The organism is Gallalistipes aquisgranensis, assembly GCF_014982715.1.
Classification (GTDB): Bacteria; Bacteroidota; Bacteroidia; order Bacteroidales; family Rikenellaceae; genus Gallalistipes; species Gallalistipes aquisgranensis.
On the sequence record NZ_JADCJY010000002.1, the window covers coordinates 111,258 to 137,747 of the forward strand.

At 61.3% G+C, this 26,490-nt stretch carries 23 protein-coding genes; 1 reads left to right on the top strand and 22 read right to left on the bottom strand.

Going from position 1 to position 26,490, the window contains the following annotated elements; all coding sequences use genetic code 11:
• Positions 1-13 precede the first annotated feature (13 nt).
• Entirely contained in the window at positions 14-1,375 is a 1,362-nt protein-coding gene (locus tag INF32_RS09810) for an MATE family efflux transporter (protein ID WP_226388225.1), read from the bottom strand.
• 168 nt (positions 1,376-1,543) lie between these two features.
• On the opposite strand from INF32_RS09810, the gene INF32_RS09815 reads away from it, so the two are divergent.
• Complete coding sequence (locus INF32_RS09815; protein WP_226388226.1) at positions 1,544-2,236, top strand: DNA alkylation repair protein; 693 nt, start codon at positions 1,544-1,546, stop codon at positions 2,234-2,236.
• Between the two features lie 212 nt (positions 2,237-2,448).
• Here INF32_RS09815 and hisIE read toward each other — a convergent pair whose 3' ends face one another.
• The 21 genes from hisIE to INF32_RS09920 all read right to left on the bottom strand — a co-directional run bounded on the left by hisIE (position 2,449) and on the right by INF32_RS09920 (position 26,472).
• On the bottom strand, positions 2,449-3,090 hold the full coding sequence (gene hisIE, locus INF32_RS09820; RefSeq protein ID WP_226388227.1) for a bifunctional phosphoribosyl-AMP cyclohydrolase/phosphoribosyl-ATP diphosphatase HisIE: 642 nt from the start codon (positions 3,088-3,090) through the stop codon (positions 2,449-2,451).
• A 20-nt stretch (positions 3,091-3,110) separates the two neighbouring features.
• Complete coding sequence (hisF, locus tag INF32_RS09825) at positions 3,111-3,869, bottom strand: imidazole glycerol phosphate synthase subunit HisF (protein ID WP_226388228.1); 759 nt, start codon at positions 3,867-3,869, stop codon at positions 3,111-3,113.
• Positions 3,851-4,579, bottom strand: a complete 729-nt coding sequence (hisA, locus tag INF32_RS09830) for a 1-(5-phosphoribosyl)-5-[(5-phosphoribosylamino)methylideneamino]imidazole-4-carboxamide isomerase (RefSeq protein WP_226388229.1) — start codon at positions 4,577-4,579, stop codon at positions 3,851-3,853. The genes hisF and hisA overlap by 19 nt, the downstream gene beginning before the upstream one ends.
• Entirely contained in the window at positions 4,576-5,217 is a 642-nt protein-coding gene (hisH, locus tag INF32_RS09835; RefSeq protein WP_226388230.1) for an imidazole glycerol phosphate synthase subunit HisH, read from the bottom strand. Before hisH ends, hisA begins: the two co-directional genes overlap by 4 nt.
• Entirely contained in the window at positions 5,214-6,344 is a 1,131-nt protein-coding gene (gene hisB, locus INF32_RS09840) for a bifunctional histidinol-phosphatase/imidazoleglycerol-phosphate dehydratase HisB (RefSeq protein ID WP_226388231.1), read from the bottom strand. Before hisB ends, hisH begins: the two co-directional genes overlap by 4 nt.
• Before the next feature lie 12 nt (positions 6,345-6,356).
• Positions 6,357-7,415: a histidinol-phosphate transaminase gene (gene hisC / locus INF32_RS09845; protein WP_226388232.1), complete on the bottom strand. Its 1,059-nt coding sequence runs from the start codon at positions 7,413-7,415 to the stop codon at positions 6,357-6,359.
• Positions 7,416-7,427: 12 nt separating this feature from the next.
• Positions 7,428-8,714: a histidinol dehydrogenase gene (gene hisD / locus INF32_RS09850; RefSeq protein WP_226388233.1), complete on the bottom strand. Its 1,287-nt coding sequence runs from the start codon at positions 8,712-8,714 to the stop codon at positions 7,428-7,430.
• A complete protein-coding gene (hisG, locus tag INF32_RS09855; RefSeq protein WP_226388234.1) occupies positions 8,714-9,565 on the bottom strand; it encodes an ATP phosphoribosyltransferase in 852 nt (283 codons plus the stop codon). Before hisG ends, hisD begins: the two co-directional genes overlap by 1 nt.
• Before the next feature lie 204 nt (positions 9,566-9,769).
• Positions 9,770-10,441 carry a 4'-phosphopantetheinyl transferase family protein gene (locus INF32_RS09860; RefSeq protein ID WP_226388235.1) on the bottom strand — a complete coding sequence of 224 codons (672 nt, stop codon included), beginning with the start codon at positions 10,439-10,441 and terminating at the stop codon, positions 9,770-9,772.
• Between the two features lie 42 nt (positions 10,442-10,483).
• Complete coding sequence (gene gldE, locus INF32_RS09865; RefSeq protein WP_226388236.1) at positions 10,484-11,791, bottom strand: gliding motility-associated protein GldE; 1,308 nt, start codon at positions 11,789-11,791, stop codon at positions 10,484-10,486.
• A 15-nt stretch (positions 11,792-11,806) separates the two neighbouring features.
• Positions 11,807-13,261 (bottom strand): cell division protein FtsZ, encoded by a 1,455-nt coding sequence (gene ftsZ / locus INF32_RS09870; RefSeq protein ID WP_226388237.1) that lies wholly within the window; start codon positions 13,259-13,261, stop codon positions 11,807-11,809.
• Positions 13,262-13,291: 30 nt separating this feature from the next.
• On the bottom strand, positions 13,292-14,683 hold the full coding sequence (gene ftsA, locus INF32_RS09875; protein ID WP_226388238.1) for a cell division protein FtsA: 1,392 nt from the start codon (positions 14,681-14,683) through the stop codon (positions 13,292-13,294).
• 12 nt (positions 14,684-14,695) lie between these two features.
• Complete coding sequence (locus INF32_RS09880) at positions 14,696-15,541, bottom strand: cell division protein FtsQ/DivIB (RefSeq protein ID WP_226388239.1); 846 nt, start codon at positions 15,539-15,541, stop codon at positions 14,696-14,698.
• 33 nt (positions 15,542-15,574) lie between these two features.
• A complete protein-coding gene (locus INF32_RS09885) occupies positions 15,575-16,969 on the bottom strand; it encodes a UDP-N-acetylmuramate--L-alanine ligase (RefSeq protein WP_226388240.1) in 1,395 nt (464 codons plus the stop codon).
• A gap of 46 nt (positions 16,970-17,015) precedes the next feature.
• The gene (murG, locus tag INF32_RS09890) at positions 17,016-18,137 is read right to left on the bottom strand and encodes an undecaprenyldiphospho-muramoylpentapeptide beta-N-acetylglucosaminyltransferase (protein ID WP_226388241.1); all 1,122 of its coding nucleotides are present in this window, start codon (positions 18,135-18,137) and stop codon (positions 17,016-17,018) included.
• Positions 18,138-18,185: 48 nt separating this feature from the next.
• A complete protein-coding gene (locus tag INF32_RS09895; protein ID WP_226388242.1) occupies positions 18,186-19,463 on the bottom strand; it encodes an FtsW/RodA/SpoVE family cell cycle protein in 1,278 nt (425 codons plus the stop codon).
• Between the two features lie 15 nt (positions 19,464-19,478).
• Positions 19,479-20,885 (bottom strand): UDP-N-acetylmuramoyl-L-alanine--D-glutamate ligase, encoded by a 1,407-nt coding sequence (gene murD / locus INF32_RS09900; protein ID WP_226388243.1) that lies wholly within the window; start codon positions 20,883-20,885, stop codon positions 19,479-19,481.
• 2 nt (positions 20,886-20,887) lie between these two features.
• Positions 20,888-22,135, bottom strand: coding sequence for a phospho-N-acetylmuramoyl-pentapeptide-transferase (mraY, locus tag INF32_RS09905; protein WP_226388244.1), 1,248 nt, complete (start codon positions 22,133-22,135; stop codon positions 20,888-20,890).
• A gap of 18 nt (positions 22,136-22,153) precedes the next feature.
• A complete protein-coding gene (locus INF32_RS09910) occupies positions 22,154-23,623 on the bottom strand; it encodes a UDP-N-acetylmuramoyl-L-alanyl-D-glutamate--2,6-diaminopimelate ligase (protein WP_394368336.1) in 1,470 nt (489 codons plus the stop codon).
• Between the two features lie 90 nt (positions 23,624-23,713).
• Positions 23,714-25,867: a penicillin-binding protein gene (locus INF32_RS09915; RefSeq protein ID WP_226388246.1), complete on the bottom strand. Its 2,154-nt coding sequence runs from the start codon at positions 25,865-25,867 to the stop codon at positions 23,714-23,716.
• On the bottom strand, positions 25,867-26,472 hold the full coding sequence (locus tag INF32_RS09920; protein WP_226388247.1) for an FtsL-like putative cell division protein: 606 nt from the start codon (positions 26,470-26,472) through the stop codon (positions 25,867-25,869). Before INF32_RS09920 ends, INF32_RS09915 begins: the two co-directional genes overlap by 1 nt.
• Between the last annotated feature and the right edge of the window lie 18 nt (positions 26,473-26,490).

Genomic DNA, 26,490 nt, shown 5'->3' on the forward strand with positions numbered 1-26,490 from the left:
TTTAGAGGGTATTCTATAATTGCAGGGCCTCCTCCTCGCGGAACTTCTTCATCTGGCGGGTCAGCAAAACCGCGGCCAGAATCACGGCCATCGTATCGGCGATCGGCATGCTCACCCAAACCCCGAGGCTGCCCAGATGCGAGGGCAGGATCGCCAGCAGCGGAATCAGGAAAAGCATCTGACGGGTCAGCGACAGGAAAATGGCCTTCTGCGCCTTGCCGATCGACTGGAAGAAACTGGAGGTCACGATCTGGAACCCGACCAGCGGAAAGACGATCGTCACCACCTTCAACCCCTGTTCGGCCACGGCCAGCAGCTCCTCGTTGGTGGTGAAGAGCATCGAAATCTGCACGGGGAAGATATGGCTCAACAGAAATCCGGCCGTCGTCACACAGGTAGCCACCAGAATACCTTGCCGCAGGGTCCGCTTCACACGGTCGTACTTGCGGGCCCCGTAGTTGTACCCAACGATCGGCTGCATGCCCAGGTTCAGACCGGCCACGACCATCACGAACAGGAGCACCACGCGGTTGACGATGCCGTAGGCCCCGATATAGAGGTCGCCGCCGTTGTTCTTCAGCGCATTGTTGATGAAGATCACCACGATGCTGGCGCACACGTTGAGCAGGAACGGCGCCAGGCCGATCGACAGAATACCCCGAACGATCTTCGCTTTCAGCCGGAAAATGCTGCGCTGGAAATGGATGAAACTCTTCCGGCAGGAGAAATGGTGCAGTTCGATGCTCATGGCCACGGTCTGGGCGATCACGGTGGCCGTGGCCGATCCCTGGATACCCCACCCGAAGCCGAAGATCAGCAGGGGATTGAAGATGCAGTTGCAGACCACGGCGGTCAGCATGACGAACATCGCCTTGGTCGGATAGCCCGAAGCGCGGAGCATGTCGTTCAGTCCGAGGTAGATGTGCGTTACGACGTTTCCGGCCAGGATGATCCGCATGAAATCGCGGGCATAGGGGATGGTCACTTCGCTGGCCCCGAAAAAGTAGAGGATCGGGTCGAGGAACGTGAGGGTCACGGCCGTAAAGGAGAGACCGACGATCGTGTTGAGCAGCACCACGTTGCCCAGAATGGAATGGGCACTTTTCATATCGTTCTGTCCCAATTTGATGGACATCAGCGACGAGGCTCCGATACCCACCATCGAGCCGAAGGCCGAAGCGAGGTTCATCAAGGGCAGGGCGATGGCCAGCCCCGCGATTCCCAGCGGACCGACACCGTGACCGATGAAAATGCTGTCGATAATGTTATAGAGCGATGCGGAGGTCATCGCAATGATGGCGGGGATGGCGTAATGCAGCAACAGTTTCGAAATTTTCTCCGTACCCAATACTAACGGGCTGTTTTCATTCGGCATAGATCTTTTCTCTTATATTCTCGCCGCAAAGTTCGCAAAAATAGGCGGGAATCCGAAAAACGGCCTTCCATAATTTTTCCGGAATCGCTATTTTTGCCTTCCATACACCGGAGTGCCCGATCCCCTAACGACGGAAAGCCACATCCCCTCCGGAAAACAAAAAATGACATGACGGCATCCGAAACCTCCGCCCGGCAGATCGTCGGCAGACTCCTGGCTCTGGCCGATCCGGCCGCAGCCCGAAAGATGAAACGCTACGCCATTTCCACCGAACACGCGCTCGGTATTCCGATTCCCGTGCTGCGCTCCATCGCCCGCGAATACCGCCCCGACCACCCCCTGGCACTGGCCCTGTGGAACGAACCGTGGCACGAATGCCGCCTGCTCGCCCCGATGGTGGCCGACCCGTCCCTCACGACACCGGAGTTGATCGACTCATGGAGTGCCGGTTTCGACTCGTGGGACATCTGCGACCAGTGCTGCACGAATCTGTTCCGCCACACACCCCATGCGTTCGGCAAGATCGCCGAGTACGCACCCCGGCCGGAGGAGTTCGTCCGCCGCACGGCCTTCTCCCTCATCGCCACCCTCGCCGTCGGCGACAAAAAAGCGCCGGACGAAAAATTCCTCCCCCTGTTCGGCCTGATCGAGACCTTCTCGACCGATCCGCGCAATTTTGTAAAAAAAGCGGTGAACTGGGCACTCCGCCAGACCGGAAAACGCAACCGGAGGCTCCACGGACCGGCACTGGAACTGAGCCGTCGCCTCTCCCTCTCGTCCGATGCCACGGCCCGCTGGATCGGGCGCGACGCGCTCCGGGAACTCTCCGATCCGAAGATCATCGCCCGCATCAAACCCTAAACCGCGCACCGGGAAAAACGCCGGGGGGCGGAACGCTTCCCCGCCGACCATCCCGGCAATCCCCGCTCCACAGGCCCGGCCGGAAGAAACGGCCGCACAAAGGTTCCAGCCGCCCGCATCAAAAAGGCACTCCCCCGCCACAGACGATGCGGCAGGGGAGGAATATAATCCGTACGGGACAGTTTCCCGGAAAGGCGACAGGCTGCGGCCCTCTATTTGTGCCGGCGCTCCAGCTCCTTCTCCAGGTCGGCGATGGAACACCCGGTGGCTTCGAGCAGCACCAGCAGGTGATAGACCAGGTCCGAGGCTTCGTAGATCATGTCGGCCTTGTTCCGGGCCACCGCTTCGATCACCGTCTCCACGGCCTCCTCGCCCACCTTCTGCGCGATCTTGTTCACCCCGCGCTGGAAAAGTTTCGTGGTGTAGGAGCCCTCCGGCATGTCCCGGTGGCGCTGGCGGATCACCCGCTCCAACTGCCGGATGAAGCCTTCGGTACAGGGAACCCGCTCCCCTGCCTCGACACGGGCCCTCGTCTCCCGGTCGGCGAAACAGCTCACAGTACCCGTGTGACAGGTAGGTCCGTGGGGTACGACCCGGATCAGCAACGTGTCGGCATCGCAGTCCGCCGCAACGGAAACCACGTCGAGATAGTTTCCGCTGGTCTCGCCCTTCGTCCAGAGCCGGCCCTTCGTCCGGCTGTAAAAAGTCACGCGGCCCTCGGCCTGCGTCTTTTCGAGTGCCTCCCGGTTCATATAGCCCAACATCAGCACGGCCAGCGTGGCATCGTCCTGGATGATGACCGGAATCAGTCCGTCGCCGCACTTGGCGGCATTCAGTTCTTCGAATCTTATCATGTTCGTTCGGTTTGATTGTATCATATCAGTCTGACGGGAATCCCCATCGCATGCAGCTCCCTTTTCAGCCGCGGAATAGGTATCTCTCCGTAATGGAAAATGCTGGCGGCCAGTGCCGCATCGGCCCGGCCTTCGGTAAGCACCTCGGCGATGTCCCGTACGCAACCGGCACCTCCCGAAGCCACCACAGGCACCGACAGCATCCCGGAAAGACGGGCGAATGTCTCGCAGGGATAGCCGTTCTTCGTGCCGTCGTGATCCATCGAGGTGAAGAGTATCTCCCCGGCCCCGCGCTCCTGGGCCTCCCGGGCCCAGGAAAAAAGCTCCTTCCCGGTGGGACGCTTGCCGCCATGCGTGGTCACCGTCCAGCGGCCGTCGATCCGTTTGGCGTCGATCGCCACCACCACGAACTGGTTTCCGTACCTGGCTGCGATCTCGTCGATCAGTTCCGGACGGCGGACGGCGGCGCTGTTCACCGTGATCTTGTCCGCCCCGGCCCGCAGCAACAGCCCGGCATCCTCCACCGAAGCGATACCTCCCCCCACCGTGAAGGGGATGTCGATCTCCTGTGCGATCCTCGTCACCAGTCCGGCAAAGGTCTTGCGCCCCTCGAGCGTGGCGCTGATATCGAGGTAGACCAGTTCGTCGGCCCCCTCCTCCGCATATTTTTTCCCCAGTTCCACGGGATCGCCCACCTGCTGAAGCCCCAGGAAGTTGACGCCTTTCACCGTGGCCCCGTCCTTGATGTCGAGACAGGGTATTATCCGTTTCGCAAGCATGTCTCCAACTCTTTGAGGGTGATGCGGCCTTCGTAGATCGCCTTGCCCACGATCACGCTGCGAAGTCCCATGTCATTCAGCTTCAGGATATCGTCCAGCGATCCGATACCGCCACTAACAGTAATATTTATTACAGAATATCGGGTTTGCAACCGGCCGTACATTCCGAACGAAGGGCCCTGCAGCATACCGTCCTTCGAAATATCGGTACAGATCACCTGGTTCAACCCGCAGGGAGCGAAGCGGTCGATCAGCTCCTCCACGCCCAGTTCCGATTCGCGCAACCAGCCGTGCGTGGCCACCTTGCCGTCCCGGACGTCGGCTCCGAGGATCACATGGTCCGGACCGAACCCGGCCAGCCACTCCGCGAACGCCTCCGGATCGGTGACCGCCACGCTGCCGCAGATCGCCCGGTTCGCACCGCTCTCCAGCACGGCCCGCAGGGAGTCGGCGCTCTTGATCCCTCCGCCCCACTGGATGTCGAGCCCCGTACGGGCGGCCACCCGCTCCAGCACCTTCAGATTCGCCGGGGCGGACGCTTTCGCCCCGTCCAGATCGACCAGATGGATGCGCCGCAGTCCGATCGACTCGTAACGTGCCGCCACCTCGGCCGGGTCCTTGAAATAGGTGGTCTTGCGACCGTAGTCGCCCTGCGTCAGACGGACGCATTCGCCGCCGATGATGTCGATGGCAGGAATGATCTCGATCATAGTTCCAGAAAGTTTTTCAGTATCCGTTCCCCGATCCGGCCGCTCTTCTCGGGATGGAACTGGGTTCCGTAAAAGTTATCCCGTCCCAGCGCGGCGCTGAAAGGCCCGCCGTAAAGGGTGGTGGCAATGGTCTGCGGACAGAGGCCGGGCGCATAGGAGTGCACGTAATAGACATAGGCGCCCTCCTCCAGCCCGGTGAAAAGAGGGGAGCGGAGCCGTTCGACCGTATTCCAGCCCATTTCGGGAACCTTCAGTTCCTCCGCCGGAGCGGCCGCGGACCCCATGCATCCGCAGGAACAGGCCGGCCGGCCGGAAAACGTCTCTCCGAGCCGTTTCACATCCGTGTCGAAAATCCCCATGCAGGGGGTATCCCCCTCCGCGCTGCGGCGGCACATGAGCTGCACCCCGATGCAGATACCCAGTACGGGACGGGTCAGCGAACGGATCACCTCGACCAGTCCCCGCTGGCGCAGCTTCTCCATGGCGGAAGAGGCCTCGCCCACCCCGGGAAGCAACACCCGGTCGGCGGAGCGGATCGTCTCCGCATCGCCGGTCACCGTAAACTCCGCCCCCAGCCGTCCCAGCGCATTGGCCACGGAGCGGAGATTACCCGTATCGTAGTCGATCACCGCAATCATAGCACCCCCTTGCTGCTCGGCAGCTCGTAAGAAAAGACATTCCGGGCGATCGCCATGCGCATGGCCCGGGCGAAGGCTTTGAAAATCCCCTCGATCTTATGGTGTTCGTTCTCGCCCCGGGCCGAAACGTGCAGATTGCAGCGGGCCGACTCGGCCAGGCTCTTGAAGAAGTGGCGGAACATTTCGGTCGGCATGTCACCCACCTTCTCGCGGCGGAATTCGGCGTCCCATTCGAAGTCGATACGCCCGCCGAAATCGAGCAGCACCAGGGCCCGGCATTCGTCCATCGGCAGGGCGTATCCGTACCGTTCGATTCCCCTTTTGGAGCCGAGCGCCCGGAAGATCGCCTCGCCCAGCACGATCGCCACGTCCTCCACCGTGTGATGCTCGTCCACCTGCAGATCGCCGTGCGCCTCGACCGACAGGGAGACACCCGCATGGTGTACGATCTGTTCCAGCATGTGATCGAAAAAACCGATCCCCGTGGAGATACTCGAAGGAGCGAGCCCGTCCAGATCGAGCGAGACGGTGATCTGTGTCTCCCGCGTGGAGCGCGACACGACCGCCGTCCGTTCTTCAGCCCGCAGGAACGCGGCCACCTCCGCCCAACGGTCGGTGACCAGCGCGCAGACCTCCGACAGACCCGCCTCCGCGATCTGCGCCGCACCGTGTTCCCGGGGCTGCAACAGAATCGCCCGGGCCCCGAGGTTCCGTGCCAGTAACACGTCGGTGAGCCGGTCGCCGATCACATAGGAAGCCGCCAGATCATACTCTCCCGTGAGGTATCTGCCGAACATCCCGATCCCCGGTTTCCGCGTGGGAGCCCCCTCGCTCTCGAAGGTGGGGTCGATCAGCATGTCATCGAACCGGACATCTTCGCCGGCAAGCGTCTTCAGCATCTTCTCATGGGCCGGGCGAAAAGTCTCCTCCGGGAAACTCTCCGTACCCAGACCGTCCTGGTTGGTCGCCATGACGTATTCGTATCCCAACCCGGAGAGGGAGGCCAGGGCCGAAATCACCCCCGGTACGAACTCCAGTTTCTCCAGGCTGTCCACCTGTTCGTCGGCCGGTTCGACGATAATCGTCCCGTCCCGGTCGATAAACAGCGCTTTTTTCTTACCATTCATATCCTATCCGTTTTATTCCATCCGTTTCAGTACCCGGATCAGCCGGTCGTTCTCTTCGGGCGTCCCCACCGTGATGCGCAGACACCCGGCACACCCGGCGACCCGCGAGCGGTCGCGCACGATGATACCCTCGCCGATCAATGCCTCATAGACACCCCGCGGATCGTCCACCCGCACCAGCACGAAATTGGCATCGGAGGGGAAGACCTGCCGGATCACCGGACAGCCGGACAGTTCACGCATCACCCGTTCGCGCTGTCCGGTCAGTTCGCGCACCTGGTCCGCGACGGAACGATCCAGCCGTTCGGCCACGATCCGCTGGGTCGGTCCGTTGACATTGTAGGGATACTTCACCTGTGCGAACACCTCCGCCACCCGGGGCGAAGCGAACGCCAGCCCCAACCGCAGACCAGCCATGCCCCATGCCTTGGAGAGGGTCTGCAGAATCACCAGATTGGGATGGCTTTCCAGCTCCGGAAGCAGGCTCTCCTGCGCAGCAAAGTCGATATAGGCCTCGTCCAGCACCACCACACCGGGAAAACGCTCCACGATCCGGAGCAGCTCCCCGCGGGGGAAACTGTTTCCCGAAGGGTTGTTGGGCGAACAGACGAACAGCAGTTTCGTCTGTCCGTCGGCCGCCGCCAGGAGAGCATCCCCGTCCAGCGAAAAGCCGGCACCGAGGGGTACCTCGCGGAATTCCACATCGTTGATGGCTGCCGCCACCTTGTACATGCCGTAAGTCGGGGCGATCGAAACGGCATTGTCCACGCCCGGACGGCAGAAGACCCGGTAAACGAGGTCGATCGCCTCGTCGCTGCCGTTTCCGATGAAAATCCGCTCCACGGGCACACCCTTGATCCGGGCGATCTGCCGCTTCAGCGCCTTCTGGTGCGGATCGGGGTAACGGTTATACCCGTTCTCGTACGGGTTTTCGTTGGCATCGAGATAGATGCCCAGCTCCCCTTCGTATTCGTCCCGCGCCGTGGAGTAGGGCGCCAATGCCCGGATATTGGGGCGGATCAGCTCCTCCACCCGCCGGGCCGTACTCTCCGTATCTCTCTGTGTCATCATTTTCCCTTCCGTTTACAGGTTTCCCTCCGACAGCCGGACCGCCACGGCGTTCCGGTGGGCGGCGAGCCCTTCGCCCTCGGCCATCGTCATGATCGTACCGCCCAATGCGGCGAGCCCCTCCCGCGTGATCTCCTGATAGGTGATCTTCCGCAGGAAACTGTCCGTATTCACCCCGCTGAAGGCCCGCGCCCAGCCCGACGTGGGAAGCGTGTGATTCGTTCCCGAGGCGTAATCGCCCGCGCTCTCGGGCGTATAGTTCCCGATAAAGACGCTGCCGGCCGCCGTGATCCGCGAGGCGACCTCCCACGGGTTTTCCATCGACACGATCAGATGCTCGGCCGCATAGGCATTGGCGAAGCGGACCATCTCCTCCGGCGTGTCCATCACGATCAGGCGGCTGCCGTCGAGGGCCTGCCGGGCGATCCCCCCGCGGGGGAGCGAAGCCAGCTGACGTTCCACCTCCCGGCTCACCCGCTCGGCGAAGGCCCGCGACGTACAGAGCAGAACAGCCTGGCTGTCGGGGCCGTGTTCCGCCTGCGAAAGCAGGTCGGCCGCCACGAAATCGGGCCGCGCCGTCTCGTCCGCCATCACCATCACCTCGGAAGGTCCGGCCGGCATGTCGATCGCCACCTGCGAAGTGCTGACCAACTGCTTGGCCCGGGTCACATAGCGGTTCCCGGGTCCGAAAATCTTGTCAACCTTCGGCACGCTCTCCGTACCGTAAGCCATCGCGGCCACGGCCTGCGCTCCGCCCGCCTTGAAGACGCGCATCACGCCGCACAGCGAAGCCGCATAAAGAATTTCGGGAGCCACTCGCCCTGTCTTGTCCGGCGGCGTGCAGAGCACCACTTCGGGACACCCCGCCACCCGGGCGGGCACCGCCAGCATCAGCACGGTCGAAAAGAGCGGCGCCGAACCGCCGGGGACATACAGTCCCACCCGTCGGATCGGCACGGGACGCTGGATGCACCGCACGCCCGGCACGGTCTCCACCTCCACGGGCCGGGGAAACTGGGCCGCATGGAATTTCTCGATATTGGCGGCTGCCTGTTTCAGCGCCTCCTTCAGCGCTCCGCTCACGGCCGTCTCCGCCTCCCGTATCTCATCGGCGCTTACCTCCACGCCGGACAACGTCGCTCCGTCGATCTCCCCGGCCAGGGCGACCAGGGCCCGGTCGCCCTCCGTCCGCACCCGTTCCACAATCCGCTCCACACGGGCTTCGACCGCCCCGTCGTCCTGCCGGCTGCGGCTCAGAAGAGCCTCCCATTCACGGGGTTCGGGATTCACGTATATCTCCATCACCAAATCATCTTTTCGAGCGCCAGCACCAGAATATCCTCGGCACCGATCGCCTTGAGTTGTTCTATTTTATTCCACAGGTCACGCTCGTTCACCACCACGTGCACGGAACACCAGCCCTCCTGCGCCAGCGGAAGGACAGTCGGAGACTTCATGCCGGGCAGAATCTCCACGGCCTCGGCCACCTTGTCCTGAGGCAGGTTCATCAGCATGTATTTCATGCCCCGGCTGCGTTCCACGGCCTCGAAACGGAACAGCAACTGGGAAAGGATCTGCCGTTTCTCCTCCGAAAGGGCCCGGTTGGCCACGAGCACGGCCTCCGAGAAGAAGACCTTCTCCACCTCTTTCAGCCCGTTGGTCACAAGCGTGCCGCCGGAGCTGACGATATCGAAGATGCCGTCGGCCATTCCCACCGAAGGGGCGATCTCCACCGACCCGGCGATCTCGTGAATCTCGGCGCGGATGCCGCTCTTCTCGAAAAAGGCCCGCAGGATCTTCGGATACGACGTGGCGACCCGCTTCCCGTCGAACCATGCGGGAGAGTCGTAATTCTCGGCCTTAGGAACGGCCAGCGAGAGGCGGCACTTCCCGAAACCCAGCCGGTGCACCACGTCGACGGCCTCGCCCTTCTCTTCCACTTCGTTCAGTCCCACGATTCCGAGGTCGGCCACTCCCATGGCGACTGCCTGCGGAATGTCGTCATCCCGCAGATACAGCACCTCCAGCGGGAAATCGGCGGCCAGGGCCAGCAGTTTGCGTTTACTGTCCTCGATGCGGATACCCGCCTCGGCAAGCAGCGCCACGCTCTCTTCGTTCAAACGGCCTTTGGCCTGAATGGCAATTCTGATCATTTCTTTCCTGTTTTATATCGTTATCTGTTCGTCTCCGGGTAAAAAAATAGGGCCTACCGCAGTGGTAAGCCCTTATCTTTGACGGAGAGTTTCATTACATAACCATCTCCACGGCTACCACTTCGGATGCTGTGTCGTGATGATGATGGATATGGAAAAAACCCTTCATGTCGGTCCCTTTACTTTGCAAATATAATCAAAATTTCAGCAAGTCAAACATTTTGCGGATTTTTCCCCGAAAAACCTTCCGTCCGTATAAACTACGGCACAGTTTCCGAACGTGAAAAAGGAGAGAGGAACGGGTTTTCCACCCCCTGCCGACCCCGATAAGGTTCCCCTGCCGCCGAAGTTCCCGTAACGCAGAATCCGCAGATCGTCCGACAGCGAGAGTCCCTCCCGGCGGGCGTATTTATATAAGGTCTCCTTCGCGCACCAGCACACCGCTTCGAACAGTCCGTCGCCCGGCGCGGCGAGCTCCCGCTCCTTTTCCGAGAGATAACGGGAAGCGATCCGGCCGAACCGGCGATCGAGCCGTTCCACGTCCACGGCGCAAGGCGATTCCGGATCATAAATCACGGCGGCGATCCCGTCCGTATGGGAAACCCCGATATACCCGCCCCCTCCCTGCGACACTTTCCCGGAGGGCAGCAGCACCGGTCCTCCGCCCGATTCGTATCCGATCCGCACCTGCGGCAGCACGCTGCGGAGAGCCGCCCTCCACGCCAGCCGCTGACGGCGACGCTCCCGGCTGCCGAAACCGGCCGTCTCCGCCACATCCTCCGGAGAGACGAGGTCAGCCAACTCCTCCTCCCGCTCCGCGATCTCCCAGAGCAGGAGCCAGCCCCGTTCCGTATGTTCTCGATAGACAACAGGCATATTGCGTCGATTGCGGGCCGTAGGGACGAGCCGGCCCCGTTATCATCCGGGCAGGACGACCTTCACCTTGTCGATCCTCCGCCCGTCGAGCGATTCCGCCGTGAAAAGGATACCGTGGCTGCCGACCGACTCCCCTTTCTTCAGGAAGTCGCCCTTGATCTCCAGCATCAGCCCGGCCACGCTTTCGGCCCCTCCGCGCACGTCCCGGAAATAGTCCTCCTCCAGTCCTGCGACCCGCTCGAAATCGTTCAGGTGAGTCTTTCCCTCGAACAGATAGGTATGGTCGTCGATCTTCCGGTAGAACGACTCTTCGTTGTCCGACTCGTCCGAAATTTCGCCCACGATCTCCTCCAGGATATCTTCGAGGGAGACGAGCCCCACCGTCGAACCGTACTCGTCCACCACGATGGCCATGTGCACCTTGTCGGCCTGGAACTCCTCCAGCAGGTCATTGATCTTCTTGTGTTCGGGAACGAAATAGGGCGTCCGCAGGAATTTCTGCCATTCGAACCCCGCATCTCGTCCGATGTAGGGAATCATATCCTTCACGTAGAGCACGCCCAGAATGTGGTCGAGGTTCTCCCGATAGACGGGAATACGCGAAAAACCCGAAGAGATGATCGTCCGCTTGACCTCCTCGTAGTCGGCCGTCTCGTCGAGCGCCACCACGTCCACTCTCGGCCGCATGATCTCCTCGACCTCCGTGTTGACGAAACTGACGATGCCCGAAAGCATCTGTTTCTCTTCGTCGGTCTGGTTTCCCGTGATCTCGATGGCATTCGACAGTTCGTCCATCGAAATGTCCGCCCGCTTGCGGGCCATCGACTCGCTCACCAGGCTGCCGGCCCGGATCAGAATGCAGGAAAAGGGTTTGAACAGGTGTTTCAGTCCAAGCAGCGGCACCGAAATCATCCGGGCGAACCGCAGCGAATTGTAGGCGGCGAAAATTTTGGGCATGATCTCCCCGAAAAGCAGCAGCAGGAACGTCACCACCACCGTCTTGATGAGGAACTCCCACACGGGGGCTCCGCCGAACGTAACCACCCCGCTCAGGATATAGCTCGAAAGCAGGACGATGCAGATATTGACCAGATTGTTGGCGATCAGCACCGTAGCCAGCAGGTAATCCTGCATCGAAAGCAGTTTGAGAATCGCCTGGTCGGCACGGGAAGACTGTTTGCGGATCGAACTGATATGGGCCGGAGTAAGCGAAAAAAAAGCCGTTTCGGAACCCGACACCAGCGCGGAGACGCACAGCAGCAACACCAGAATCACCAGCAGTACGACGTACTGAGGTTCGAATCCGTTGAAAACGAGTATGTGGGCGGCAGTGTCCAATACGTTATACATTTATCCCGCCGGGTGTCAGTCGAACAGCGAACCGCCCGTCTGGGACTTCTTTTCGGGTGCGGGAGCCTCCTCCTTCAGCGACACGCGGGAAGTTTTCGGTCCCTCGTCCGGAGCGTCGCTGGTGAACTTCACCTTCCGCCGGACGAAAGCCGGCGTATTGACGATCGCGTCGAGGTCGGCGTAGCGGGTATTCTCCTGCGCATGAATGATCTGGCTCTCCCGCACGGGGGGGACGAAACCACCCGTGCGGGTTCCGGCCGGACGCTCCGCAGCAGGCTGTGCACCGGAGGCGGGAACCTGGGGACGCCGGAAAGGATTGGGAACCTCCTTCTCCACAGGAGGCGTCCAGCGCTTGCGCACCACGGGGGGCTGCATCTCCGGAGCCGTCTCCGGCTGTCCGACAGGCGTTCCCGTCTCCTCCGTCCCGGCAGGTACCGCCGCGGGTTTCGAAAAATCCCGTCCGAGCGACTCCCCGTTCAGAATGGCGTTGTTGGCGTCCAAGTCGAACCCCGTGGCAATGATGGTCACCTCGATATCGCTGCCCAGCGCCTGGTTGTACCCGGCCCCCCAGATGATATTGGCCTCGTTTCCGGCCCGCTCCTGGATATACTCGGTGATCTGGCAGGTCTCCTCGAGCGTGATCTCCTCGTGCCCGGAGGTGATGTTGATCAGGATATTTTTGGCTCCCGTAATGTAATTGTGGTTCAGCAGGGGAGAAGAGAGGGAAAGGTCGGCCACCTTCTGGGCGCGGCCCTCGCCGCTGGCACGGCCCGACCCCATCAGGGCCACGCCGCTGTCGCTCATCACGGTCTTCACATCGGCAAAGTCGACATTCACCACTCCGTCCCGGGTGATGATCTCGGCGATCCCCTTGGCCGCGGTCGCCAGAATATCGTCCGCCTTGCCGAACGCTTCGGTCAGCGCCAGTTTCCCGTATATCTCCTGTATGTTCTCATTATTGATAATCAGCAGCGAATCCACGTGCTGCCGCAGTTGTTCGATCCCCTCCTGCGCATGTTTGGCCCGCGTCTTCCCCTCCGCCTTGAACGGCAGGGTGACGATCCCCACGGTCAGGATACCCAGCTCGCGGGCGGCCTTGGCGATGATCGGCGCGGCCCCCGTACCGGTTCCGCCTCCCATTCCCGCCGTAATGAAGACCATTTTGGTCCCCTCGCGTTTGAAAATGGAGATGATCTCGTCCAGGCTCTCCAGCGCCGCCGCGCGTCCCCGCTCGGGATTGTTGCCCGCACCGAGCCCCTCGGTCAGATGTTCGCCGAGCTTCACCTTGATCGGCACCGGACTGCGGAAAAGCGCCTGCCGGTCGGTGTTGCAGATCATGAAGGTCACGTCGGCGATCCCCAGCTCGAACATGTGGTTCACGGCATTGCTCCCGCCGCCGCCCACTCCGGCCACCATGATGATCGACGGGGAGACCTTCTCTATGTCGAATTCTATCAGTTCCTCTACCATAACCCTACGTTCCTGTGCAAATCGGGAAATTTATATCTCGTTGTCGTCCACCACGTCGAACATGTCGGTGATGTTCTTGAAGAGCTTGGAGAAGGGGTTCCGCTTCTCCTTTTTCTTTTTGGCCTTCTCCTCCGCTCCGGCAGCGGGCTCCTCTCCTCCGGCCTCCGCAGCCGGGGGAGCCTGCACGCCCGGACGGGCCGCAGGAGCGGCGGGACGGACCGCCCCGGCAGCCGGTGCGGTCGAGATACGGCGGATCGTCTCCACGCCTCCGGCCCGGCCGCTTTCGAGCCCCTTCATCACGATTCCCACGGCGGTCGAAAGACGCGTGTCGGCGGCCAGTTCGGCCGACTCCTCGTCCACATTCACGTCGGGCGCCGCAATCCGTACGTCCAACCCCGTATAATTCTTCACCATCAGGTCGATGTCCCGCAGCCGGGCACAGCCTCCCGTCAGCACCAATCCGGCGGCCAGCTTGTTCTCGTATCCGGCCTGCTTGATCTCCATCATCACGTAATCCAGAATATCCTGCATCCGGGCTTCGATGATGGCGGCGAGGTTCTTGAACGAAATCTCCTTCGGGTCGCGCGAGGTGCGTCCCGGCACCTTGATGACCTTATCGGCGCTGGCGTTCTCGGAAAGGGCGCTGCCGTACTTCACCTTCAGGTCCTCCACATACCGTTCCAGAATCCCGTAACTGCGGATATCCTTGTTGATGATGTCCGCACCCAGCGGCACCACGCTCACATGGCGGGCGATCTTGTCGTGATAGATGCAGATGTCGGCCGTTCCCGCTCCGATATCCACCACGGCCACCCCCAGCTCCTTTTCATCGGGAAGCACCACGGCCTCGGCCGACACCAGCGGATTGAGGAACATCTGCGCCTGACGGATACCCACCTTCATCAGGGCCTTCTCGAGCCGGGAGACGGCGCTGTTGTCGCCGATCACGAAATTGAACGTGGCCTCGAGCTTCTGCCCGAACATTCCCACCGGATCGGCCACCTCCTCCTCGTCGTTGACGATATAGTTCTGGGGGATGATATGCAGAATCTTCTCCCCGTCGGGAGCCTGCACGTTGCGCATGCTGTCGTTGAGTTTCTGCACGTCCTCCTCCCGTATCTCCCCGTCACGCCCCACATAGACATAATACGAATTCTTGGCGCACTTGATATGCTGGCCGGAGATACCAGTGTAGGCCTCCGAAATCCGGATGCTCAGCCGGCTTTCCAGTTCGTCCACGGCCTCGCGGATCGACTTGGCCACCCCTTCGATATTCTTGATCTCGCCGCGCAGCATGCCCTGCACCTCCTTCACGGCCACGTCCACGATATGCACCTTGCCGTTTTCGCCCCTGGCTCCCACCATGACGACCACGTTGCTGCTACCCAGATCGACCGCTACGATATAATTCTTTTTTTCCACGTCTTGTTTCGGTTATTTTGTACAGATCACCTGATTCCTAAATTTCAGATTGATGTATTTCGGCCCGTCCCAGCCCTCGTACGCCAGCGCATCCCGGTAAAAATCCAGCAACTTGGCGAGCTTGGCCTCCACATCGTCCAGCGGCCCGAGCCCCACCACGTGGTCTCCGGCCCTCGGAACAAACTCAACCTGAGGCTCCTGCCACGCGGGATCACCCTGCGGAGCGGGACTCTCAGACACCTGGATCTGGACGATCTGGGCACGCCAGAAATCATCTCTCTCTATGAATTTTACAAAATTAATCAGTTTCCGGAAAAACCGGTAATTTTCAGATGATTTTTTTTGGGCTTCGGGCAGTGCCTCCGACAGGGGACCCACATAGGTGCGGGAGAAGGGAGGGGTGAAACTGCCCGTAATCACGGGCACATAAAGCACCTCGTGGGGCTGGAGCGGCAGGATGTACCCGTCGTCGGTGATGTAGAAATTGTAGCCGTTGTAGGTGTTGACCCGCGCCACGGGATGCCGCTGGCTCAATTCGATGTGCAGTACGCCGTCGAAATCGGTGTACACTTTCGCGTCGCGTACGTACCCGCGGCCCGTCACCAGCTCACGGATGCGGCGGAGGTCCACCTCGGCGAGCGGCATGTCCTTCGTCCGGATTCCCTCCCGCTCCAGCCAGCCCCGCACCATACCGGGCGTGATAACGCGCTGGCGGGCGCTGTCGCGCACCACGACGCGCACCTGACGCACCACCCGGGCCTCCTGACGGCCGGAGCAGTAGCGTGCGGCCACGACCAGATAGGCCAGCAGCACCCCCCAGCCCACGACTCCCAGAACGATATTCCACACGCGACTCATTCCTTCCGACTTCTTCCGACCTCAGCCGGCCCGTTATTGTTTCACTTTTTTACGCAACTCTTCCGCAATGGCGGGGCAGCAATTCTCGATATTTCCCGCACCGAAGCTCACCACCACGTCCGTCTCCATGCCGGCCAGTTCCCCGGCGACACGCTCCCGGGACACGACGCGCCACGGCACGGTAAGACACCGCCCGATCAACTCCGCATCCACCCCCTCGATAGGCAACTCCCGTGCCGGATAGATCGGCAGAAGCACCGCCTCGTCCGCCAGCGAAAGGGCAGCGGCGAACTCCCGGTACAGGTCGCGGGTCCGGGTATACAGGTGCGGCTGGAACAGGACGGTGAGCCGCCGCCCGGGAAACATCTTCCGCACCGAAGTGATGGCGGCTTCCAGCTCCCGCGGATGATGGGCATAATCGTCCATGTAAACCTGCGACGGAGTGTTGATATAAAACTCGAACCGCCGCTTCACCCCTTCGAATCGCGCCAGCGCCCCGCGCAGCCTCTCCTCGTCAAAACCGGCCACCCACATCAGAGCCACGGCGGCCACGGCATTCTCTACGTTCACCCAGCCGGGGACCCCGAGCGTGCATCCACCGATCACGCGGTCGGGACAAACCAGGTCGAACCGGTAATGCCCCCCGTCGAGCAGGATCACATTGCGGGCATAGAAATCGCACGGAGTATCGAACGAATAGCGGAAGACCCGGATTCCGGCATTCCGCAGCGCGATCTCCACACCCTGTTTGATAACCAGCGCACCGCCCGGCACGATGCGGTCCACGAACTGGGAAAAAGCCTCCTTCACGGCCTCGTGCGTTCCGTAAATATCGAGATGGTCGGCATCGGCGGCCGTGATGACCGCCGCGTCGGGCGTCAGCCGCAGGAACGAACGGTCGAATTCGTCCGCCTCCACGACCAGTCTCCGGCCGGTACCGAGCACCAGGTTGCTGCCGAAATTTCTGGATATACCCCCCAGAAAAGCGCTTCCGCCGCCCGCACCGGGCTCCCCGCCCGGAGCCGCCGCTTCGTGGTCGAGCCACGCCGTGAGCGTAGAAGTGGTCGTCTTACCGTGAGTGCCGGCCACGGCCATCACGTACTTTCCCCGGCTCAGATGGCCCAGCGCCTGCGAACGTTTCACCACTTCGAAACCGTGGCCCCGGAAGTAATTCAACTCGGCATGGTCGTCCGGGACGGCGGGCGTATAGACCACCAACGTTCCGCCGGGCGAACGGAACGGCAGGGGGATCGAATCGACACGGTCCTCGTAATGCACCGCGGCACCCTCTCCGGCCAAAGCCCGGGTGAGCGCCGTCTCCGTCCGGTCGTAACCGGCCACGGCTTTCCCCTCATGCAGGAAATAACGGGCCAGGGCGCTCATCCCGATTCCCCCGATACCCACGAAATAGACTCTTTCGAACTCCATGCTCCTATCTTTTCTCGATCAACCCCGATCTGTAATATTTATTACCCTATTTACCTTCTATCATCATCAATATTTCGTCCGCGATCCGGTCGGCCGCATCGGGCCGGGCCAGTTTCAGGATATTGCCGGCCAGTTCACACCTCCGCGCATCGTCCTTCAGCAAGGCGATCGCGGCCGGAATACCATGTTCCACGGCTTCGCAGTCGGGAATCATCTCGGCGGCGTTCTTCTCCACCAGCGCACGGGCGTTCTTGGTCTGGTGATCCTCCGCCACATTGGGCGAGGGGACGAACAGGGCCGGCTTCCCGATCAGACAGAGCTCCGACACAGTGCCCGCCCCCGACCGCGACATCACCAGATCGGCAGCGGCGTAGGCCAAATCCATCCGCTCGATGAAGGCCCCGCGCCAGATACCCCGGTCGCTCCGTGCGGACATGAATTCGGACATCTCCCGTTCGTAATACTTTCCCGTCTGCCAGATCACCTGAATCTCTCCTGCGGCGGTGATCGCGTCCACCCAGCGTTTCATCATGTCGTTGAGCGTACGCGTGCCCAGGCTTCCGCCGACGACCAGCAGCACCGGTTTGTCCTCCTCCAGGCCGAAATAGTGCAGGGCTTCGGCCCGCAGCGCCGCACGGCCGGATTCAGTCTGCCCGGAAAAGGTGCCGCGCAGGGGATTGCCCGTCATCACGATCCGTCCGGCAGGGAAAAAACGTTCCATGCCGTCGTACGCCACACAGATTTTCCGCGCCTTCGCTGCCAGTATCTTGTTGGTCACCCCCGCATAGGAGTTCTGTTCCTGGATCAGGGTGGGAATTCCCATCCTCTGTGCACTCCACAGCACCGGGGCACTGGCGTAGCCGCCGAACCCCGCCACCGCGTCCGCCCCGAAATCGCGGATCGTCCGGCGGGCCCTGCGCAGGCTCTTCCACACCTTGACGGGCAGCGCCAGATTCTGCAGGGTCAGTTTACGCTGCAACCCGGCCACGGGCAGCCCCACGATCCGGTATCCCAGCGCGGGGACCTTCTCCATCTCCATTTTCCCCTCGGCACCCACGAAAAGCAGTTCCACCCGGTCGCCCAGGCGACGCCGAAGCGCCTCGGCCACCGCCACGGCCGGATAGATATGTCCGCCGGTCCCTCCTCCGCTCAATATGATTCTGTACATACTCTCTATTATGTTTCGGCCGCAGGTTTCTCCGCAGCACGTCCGTTTCTATTTCGTCTCCAGCAGCGACTCTCCGCGCGGCCTGTCGAGCGAGCGCTCCTGGGTCTGGCGGCTCACCCCGAGGATCATGCCCAGTGCCAGCGAGGTGAAGAGCAGCGACGAACCGCCCAGACTGATCAACGGCAGGGTCTGCCCCGTCACCGGAAAGAGGTTCACCGACACCAGCATGTTGAAGAGCGCCTGCAATACGATCATCAGCCCCAGCCCGAGCACCAGCAGGCTCGGGAACGCCGTCCCGCACTTCTGGAAAATCAGAATCGTCCGGAAGAATATCCACAGGTAGAGCACCAGCACCACCACCGCTCCCACGACACCGTACTCCTCCACGATAAAGGCATAGGCGAAATCGGAGTAGGAGTGGGGCAGGTTGGCCCGCTGGGTACTGTTGCCGGGCCCCTTGCCGAAGATTCCGCCCGAAGCGATGGCGATCTTCGCCTGTTCGACCTGCAGGTTGTCGTCCGACTTCTCGTCCACCTGCTCGGTACCGATTCCCGCATAATCCTTCAGCCGGTTCATCCACGTTTCGGCCCGGCCGATTCCGGCAGCCGACATGAAGGCCAATGCCAGAGCGATGACCACGACCACGATTCCCACCAGGCGCCAGAGCTCGCGCACCCGCACCCGCCCGATATAGAGCATCACCCAGCAGGTGAAAAAGGTGATGGCCGAAGTGGAGAAATTGGAAAAGAAGATCGCCCCGCAGGCCAGGACCACGGGAAGAAGCAGGGGGATCGTCGTATCGAAAAGAATATCGCGGTTCCGGCGGCCGTTTTTCGTCCAGCCGCTGACGGAAAACTGGGGCAGGATCGGAATTTTCTGGATCACCGTCTGCCGCTGGGCCAACTGCTGGGCCAGCACCATCACCAGCGTCACCTTCAGAAAATCGGACGGCTGGAAGGTGAGCCCCACGCCCGGAATCCGTATCCAGCGCGAAGCGTCATTCAGGTTGACACCCACCACGAACGTCAGGGCCATGGCTCCCAGCGCCACCAGAAATCCGAGCCGGGCGAAACGGGCGTACACCTGGTAGTTGATCCGATGGACGAGATAGATCACCACGAACCCCAGGCCGATGAACTTCAACTGGTTCATGAAGTAATGGGCCGTGTCGCCTCCCGCCTTGCGGTAGGCCATCGACGCCGTGGAAGAGTACACGACCAGCAGGGAGACGACAGCCAGCGCCGCGAGGATCACCCACAGCACCTTGTCGCCCCCGAAAATCCGCTCCGAAAGCGGTCTGACGGCCGTCTTTTCTCTTTCCTGCATATATCTTCCCCCTTTTTACTGTTGCTGTTTCCCGGTCCGCTCTTTCACCCACGCCTTGAACCGCTCGCCCCGGTCTTCGTAATTCCGGAACAGGTCGAAACTGGCACAGGCGGGAGAGAGCAGCACCGTATCGCCCGGTACGGCCGCAGCACGGGCGGCATTCATTGCGTCTTCGAGCGAATCGGTATCATATATTACAGGAACAATGCCCGAAAAACTCTTTTTCAGTTTGTCGTTATCGAGCCCCATGCAGACCAGCGCCTTCACCTTTTCCCGAGCGAAGTCCATAAGGGGGCCGTAGTCGTTCCCCTTGTCGGTTCCTCCGGCGATCCAGACCACGGGCCGGGTCATGCTCTCCAAGGCATACCACACCGAATCGACGTTCGTGGCCTTCGAATCGTTGACATAGAGTACGCCGTCCAGTTCGCCCGCCGGTTCCAGCCGGTGTTCCACCCCGGCGAAGGATTCCAGCGTCCGCCGGATCGAATCCGGTTCGACGCCCGCCGAAAGGGCCGCCAGCGTGGCCGCCATGGCATCGTAGGTGTTATGGATTCCCTTGATCCGCATCCGGGCCGTCTCCATCTCCACCGTGAACGTTCCGTCCGTCGCCGTGAAGGTTCCGCCGTAGAGCGAAGCGCCCGGCCTCTCGTTCCGTTTCACGGAGAAAGGGAGACGGCGCATGGTCATCGGGTATTTTCCCAACTCTCCGGCGATCACGGGATCGTCGTCGCTATATATAAAAGTATCCTCCGGCCCCATATTGCGGATCACGCGGAACTTGCTGTCCACGTAATTCTGCATCCGGTACTCGTAGCGGTCGAGATGGTCGGGCGTAATGTTCATCAGCACGGCCACGTCGGCCCTGAAACCGTGCACCCCGTCAAGCTGGAAACTACTCAATTCCAGCACATACCATTCCGGAGTTTCGGGAACCTCGACCCCCAGCCTCCGGGCCGTCCGGCGTCCCTCCTCATCCTCCGCCACGGCCACCGTATAGGCGAAACTTTCGCCGATATTGCCGCCGAGCGCCACCTTCATTCCGCCGTCCTTCAGCATCCGGTAAGTCAACGACGTGGTGGTCGTCTTCCCGTTCGAGCCGGTGATGCAGATTTTCCGCGCATGCGTGTAGCGTCCCGCAAACTCGATTTCGGAGACGACCGGAATCCCAGCCTCCCGCAGGGCCTTCACCATAGGGGCCTTGTCCGGAATTCCGGGGCTTTTGACCGCCTCGTCCGCATTCAGAATCAACTCTTCCGTATGGGTACCCTCCTCGTAGGGAATCCCCCACTTCTCCAGCTGCGCCTTATATTTGTCCGCGATCTTTCCCTTGTCGGAAAGAAACACATCGAAACCCTTCACCTTCGCCAAGATTGCCGAGCCGTATCCGCTCTCGCCGCCTCCCAGCACGACCACTCTCTTCATCCTTACCGTATTTTAAGCGTTACCAGTGCGATGGCCGCCAGCAGGAGCTGTACGAGCCAGAAACGCACCACGATTTTCGATTCCGGAAAATTTTTCTTCTGGTAATGGTGGTGCAGGGGAGACATCAGCAGGATGCGGCGCCCTTCGCCGTACTTGCGTTTCGTGTACTTGAAATACCCCACCTGCATCATCACCGACAAACTCTCCACCAGGAAAACGCCGCAGAGGATCGGCAACAGCAGCTCCTTGCGGATCAGCAGGGCGAACACCGCAATGATCCCTCCGATCGCCAGGCTTCCCGTATCGCCCATGAACACCTGCGCAGGATAGCAGTTATACCACAGGAACCCCAGCAGGGCCCCGGCGAACGCCCCCGCGAAGACCAGCAACTCCCCGCTGGAGGGGATATACATGATATTCAGATAATCGGCATAGATCACGTTGCCGGAAAGGTAGGCCAGTATGCCGAGCACCACCACGACCGGAGCCGACACCCCGGCCGCCAGGCCGTCCAGACCGTCCGTCAGGTTGGCCCCGTTCGAAACGGCCGTGATGACGAAAATGGCGACGACAATGTAAATGATCCACGTCAGCACGTCCTCCCTGTGACTGTCGCCCGGCACCAGCCAGTGGTAATCGAATTCGTTGTTCTTGATGAAGGGAATGGTCGTCTTGGTCGACTTCTCCCCCTCGCCCACGAAAACGGGACGGGGTTTTCCCTCGTCCACCACATAGGCCACCTCGGCATCGGCCGTACGGCGATCGAGCTTCTCCTTGACCACGATATGGGAGTTGAAGCACATCACCGTTCCGACGATGACTCCCAGACCGATCTGTCCCACGACCTTGAAGCGGCCTTTCAGCCCCTCTTTCCTGCGGCGGAACACCTTGATATAATCGTCCAGAAAACCGATCGCCCCCAGCCACACGGTCGAAACGATCATCAGGATCACGTAGACGTTCGTCAGGTCGCCGAACAGCAGGATCGGCACCAGGATCGAGGTCAGGATAATCAGACCGCCCATCGTAGGAGTACCCTTCTTCTGCATCTGCCCCTCCAGTCCGAGATTGCGGATCTCTTCGCCGATCTGTTTCCTCTGCAACAGGCGGATGATACGCTGGCCGAAGACCATGCCGATCACCAGCGCCAGAATGATGGCCATGGCGGCCCGGAACGACAGATACTGGAACATACCCGCGCCGGGGATGTCCATATAACGCTCCAGATAGTTGAGTAAATGATAGATCATGATTCGTATTTCGCTTCTTTATGCCTGTTTTCCTCCCGTGCGCAGCGCGAATGCGTCACGCACCTCCTCCTTGTCGTCGAAATGGTGCTTCACTCCGCCCGCATCCTGGTAGGTTTCGTGTCCCTTCCCGGCCACCAGCACGATGTCGCCCGCCGAAGCCATCATCACGGCAGCCCGGATCGCCTCCCGGCGGTCGGTGATCGAAAGATAGCGGTCGCCCGGCTGCACGCCCGCCTTCATCTGGGCCAGAATCGCCTCGGGGTCTTCCAGGCGGGGATTGTCGGAGGTGAGCACGGCCAGATCGGATTCGGAGGCGGCGATGTGCGCCATCTCGGGCCGTTTGGTCGCGTCGCGGTTGCCGCCGCATCCCACCACCACGTAGAGTTTCTGTTCCGGCGTACGGATCTCGTTGATCGTAGAGATGACGTTCTGCAGGGCATCCGGCGTGTGGGCATAGTCCACGATGGCCGTCACGCCATCCCCCGAACGCAGATATTCGAAACGGCCGTTCACAGGCCCCAGCGAACTGAGGCGGGTGAGCACCTCCCCTCGGTCAGCCCCCAGCAGGATCGCCGCGGCATAGACGCTCAGCAGATTGTAGGCGTTGAACCGCCCCAGGAAACGCACCCACACTTCATCGGCATCGAACCGGAGCAGCATACCGTCGAAGAGCATCTCCACGATCCGGCAGCGGAAATCGGCCATACTCCGCAGCGAAAGGGTCTTCACCTGTGCCTGCGTGTTCTGCACCATCACCCGGCCGTTCCGGTCGTCGATGTTGACGAGCGCGAAAGCCCGGCGGGACAACCCGTCGAAGAACAGTTTCTTGGCCCGGATATACTCCGCGAAAGTCTTATGATAATCCAGATGGTCGTGCGTGATGTTGGTAAATATGCCCCCGGCAAAGGTCAGCCCCTCGATCCGGTGCTGCACGATGCTGTGGGAACTCACCTCCATGAAGCAGTATTCGCATCCGGCCTCCACCATGTCGGCCATCATCTCGTTGAGCCGGATCGCGTCGGGCGTGGTGTGGGTCGAGGGGATCTCCCGCCCGTCCACGCGGTAAACCACCGTGGAGATCAGGCCCGCCTTGTATCCCAACCCCCGGAAAAGGTCGTAGAGAAGGGTGACGGTCGTCGTCTTGCCGTTGGTACCCGTCACGCCCACGAGCCGGAGCTTCGCGCTGGGATTTCCGTAAAAGGCGGAGGCGATACGCCCCATCGCCGCATTGGTGTCCTCCACCTGCACGTAGGCCACGCCGGGACGGACGGACGGAGGCATCCGCTGACAGACCACGGCGACCGCACCCGCGTCGAGCGCTTTCTCTATGTAGTCATGGCCGTCCGACTGCACGCCGCACACGGCGAAAAAGAGCTGGCCGGGCACCACTCGCCGGGAGTCGAATCCCAGCGAAGTGACCTCGGCATCGGCCGCTCCGGCCCGGGAGAGGACCTCCACGTCATTCAGAATTTCGCTTAACATTTCGATACTTTTATTGCAATGTACAAAAGTAGGGTTTATCCACCAGAAAAAGGCACACGAAAACCGGTTTTATTGACATCTTATCGACATTCGGGCTCAGACTTCGAGCACGATGCCGACCACCTCGCCGCGATGGACCTCCGCCCCCGGCGGAACGGACTGCGAAACCACCCGCCCCCTCCCGCGGAACGAGACCTTCAACCCGCTCTTTTCCAACAGGTAGACGGCATCTTTCAGCCCCATGCCCCGCACGTCGGGTACCCGGCCGGCCTGCTGCTCCAGAGGGATCACCTCCACGAAGGTCGAATCCGTCCGTGTCTGTACCCAACCCCTGCCCCGGCGTTCGCCCTCCACGGGCAGCGAAAGTTTCGACGACACGCGCCTCACCTGGGGGGCCGGCCCCCCCTTCAGCGACACGGGCCCCTCCCACTTTCCGTCGTATCGCTTCGAGATGGGTTCCTGCCACTCCACCTGGGAGGCCACCACCCGGTCGGCAATGGCCCGGAACACGGGACCGGACAGCGACGCGCCGTAATAGGTGTGATAGGAGCCGGGACCGTAATAGGTCTTGATAGCGACGATGCAGCTGTACTTGGGTTTGTCGGCCGGGAAATAGCCGACCAGCGTAGCCAGGTAGTGACGGCCGCCCCGGGCATCGGTATAGCCATGGCGACCCTGCGCGATCTGCGCGGTACCGGTCTTGCCGGCCACCGTGTAGTAGGGACTCTTGAGCACCCGGGCCGTTCCCTCGTTCACCACCCCCTCCAGACAGCCGCGCACCTTGTCGAGCGTCTCCGACGAGCAGATCTTCGGCACCAGCGTCTCGGTAGGGAAGGTGCGGACGGTCTGCCCGTACTCCCTCAGTTCCCTCACCAGCAACGGACGCACCATCCGTCCGTCGTTGGCCACGGCATTATAAAGGGCGAGCGTGTGCATCGGCGTCAGACGCAGGGCATATCCGTAAGCCATCATCGCCAGCGTGGTACCGTCCCAGTACCGCTCTCCGGGATGCTTCACCACAGGCGTCGCCTCGCCGGCGATCTGCATGCCCAGCTCCTTGTCCAGCCCCATGCCGCAGATGAAATCGACGAACCGGGCCGGATCGTTCTGGTAGTGCTCCCACACCGCCTTGGCGAACCCCACGTTCGACGAGTGCTCGAACACCTGACGCAGGGTGAGCACGCCGTCCTTGTGCGAATCCACGATCTTCGCCTTGCCCACCCGGGCCGTACCGCCCTCGGTATCGATCTTGTCGTCGAGCGTCATCTTCGCGTCGTCCAACAGGGCGATCAGCGACGCCAGCTTGAACGTGGAACCCGGCTCGAGGTTCATGCCGATCGCATAGTTGAAATCCTCCACGAACTGCCCTTCCCCCTTGCGGGTCAGGTTAGCCATGGCCCGGATTTCGCCCGTAGCCACCTCCATCAGCACGACCGTGCCCCACTGGGCATGTCCCAGATCGAGCTGGCGCTTGAGAGCCGTCTCGGCCACGTCCTGAATATCCACGTCCAGCGTGGTGACCACGTCGATCCCGTTGACCGGCTCCACGTTCTCGGCATCGGGCACAGGCACCTTGAAACTACCCGACACACGCTGCATGAGCGTATTGCCGTCGATTCCCTTCAGGTCGTGGTCGAACGCCCCCTCGATTCCGATTTTGGTACCGGTCTGGTTCACGCGGCCGATCGTCCGGGCCGCCAGCGAACCGTGGGGCCGCAGCCGGAGATTGACCTGTTCGACGATCAGCCCTCCCCGGTTCTGCCCGAGGCGGAAGATCGGGAAACGAGTGATCTGCTTCAGCTCGATATAGTTGACCCGGCGGGGAGAGAGGCGGACATAACGGTTCGACTTCCGGTTGCGGCGGGCCGTCACCAGTTTATTGCGGTAGGCGGCCACGCTTTTGTCCTTGAAGAACGTGGCCAGACAGTAGGCCAGCGAATCCACATCGCGGTTGAAAACGGAATCGGCCAGACCTGCCGCCGCGAAGTCCATGCGAATCTCGAAAGTCGGAATCGAAATGGCCAGCGTACGGCCGTCGCGGGCCAGAATGTCGCCCCGGTCGGCTTCGATCGTCACCCGTTCGTAAGTGATCCGGCGCGCCTTTCTGCGCAGTTCATCGCCCTGCGGCCCGTACTGAATCCAGAGCACCCGCGCGAATATGGCCACACCAGCCAGCACGAAAAACAGGTAGAGCATCCGCACACGCAGCAGGATGTCGCGCTTGATTCCCGTCTTCTTCTCTTGCACCATTACTTTCCGATCACTTTAGGGGGTACGAGCGACTCCTGGAGGTCGATGCCCCGCACCTCCAGTTCACGGATGATCTCGCTCTGCCGCGTGGAGTTCATCCGCATGGCGGAGATGGTGAGCGACTTGGCACGCAACTCCTTCACCTCCTTCACCAGCGCGTCGTGGCGACGGTGGAGGTGCTGCATGCGGAACACGTTCGAAATATAGAGCAACATCAGGAAGGCCACGAACAACAGGTACGGATACAGGCGCCGGACCTCGGACTTCGAGAGGATATTGCCCGACAGCAGGGAACCGACATACTCTTTCAGCCTGGAGGGAGGCGCAACGGAGGCCTCTTCGTCGTCCTCCCTGTCCGGCGATGCCGCGGATGCGCCGGAGGTATCCGGCCCCACCCCTTCTTCCTTCATCCCGGCGGAGGAACCGGCGGGAGCACTGGCTGCCCCTTCCGGAACATCTTCCCCCAGCACCACCACATCCTCCTCCGGCTCCCCCCGGCGGGAGCGCAGGCCGGAGGCGAACTCCTCCGTTCCGCGCAGCGTCTCTTTCAGCCGCCGCTGCTGTTCCAGTTCCCACTCGGGGTCTATGATCGTATCCTTGGGCATGGTATCCTTTCAAAATCC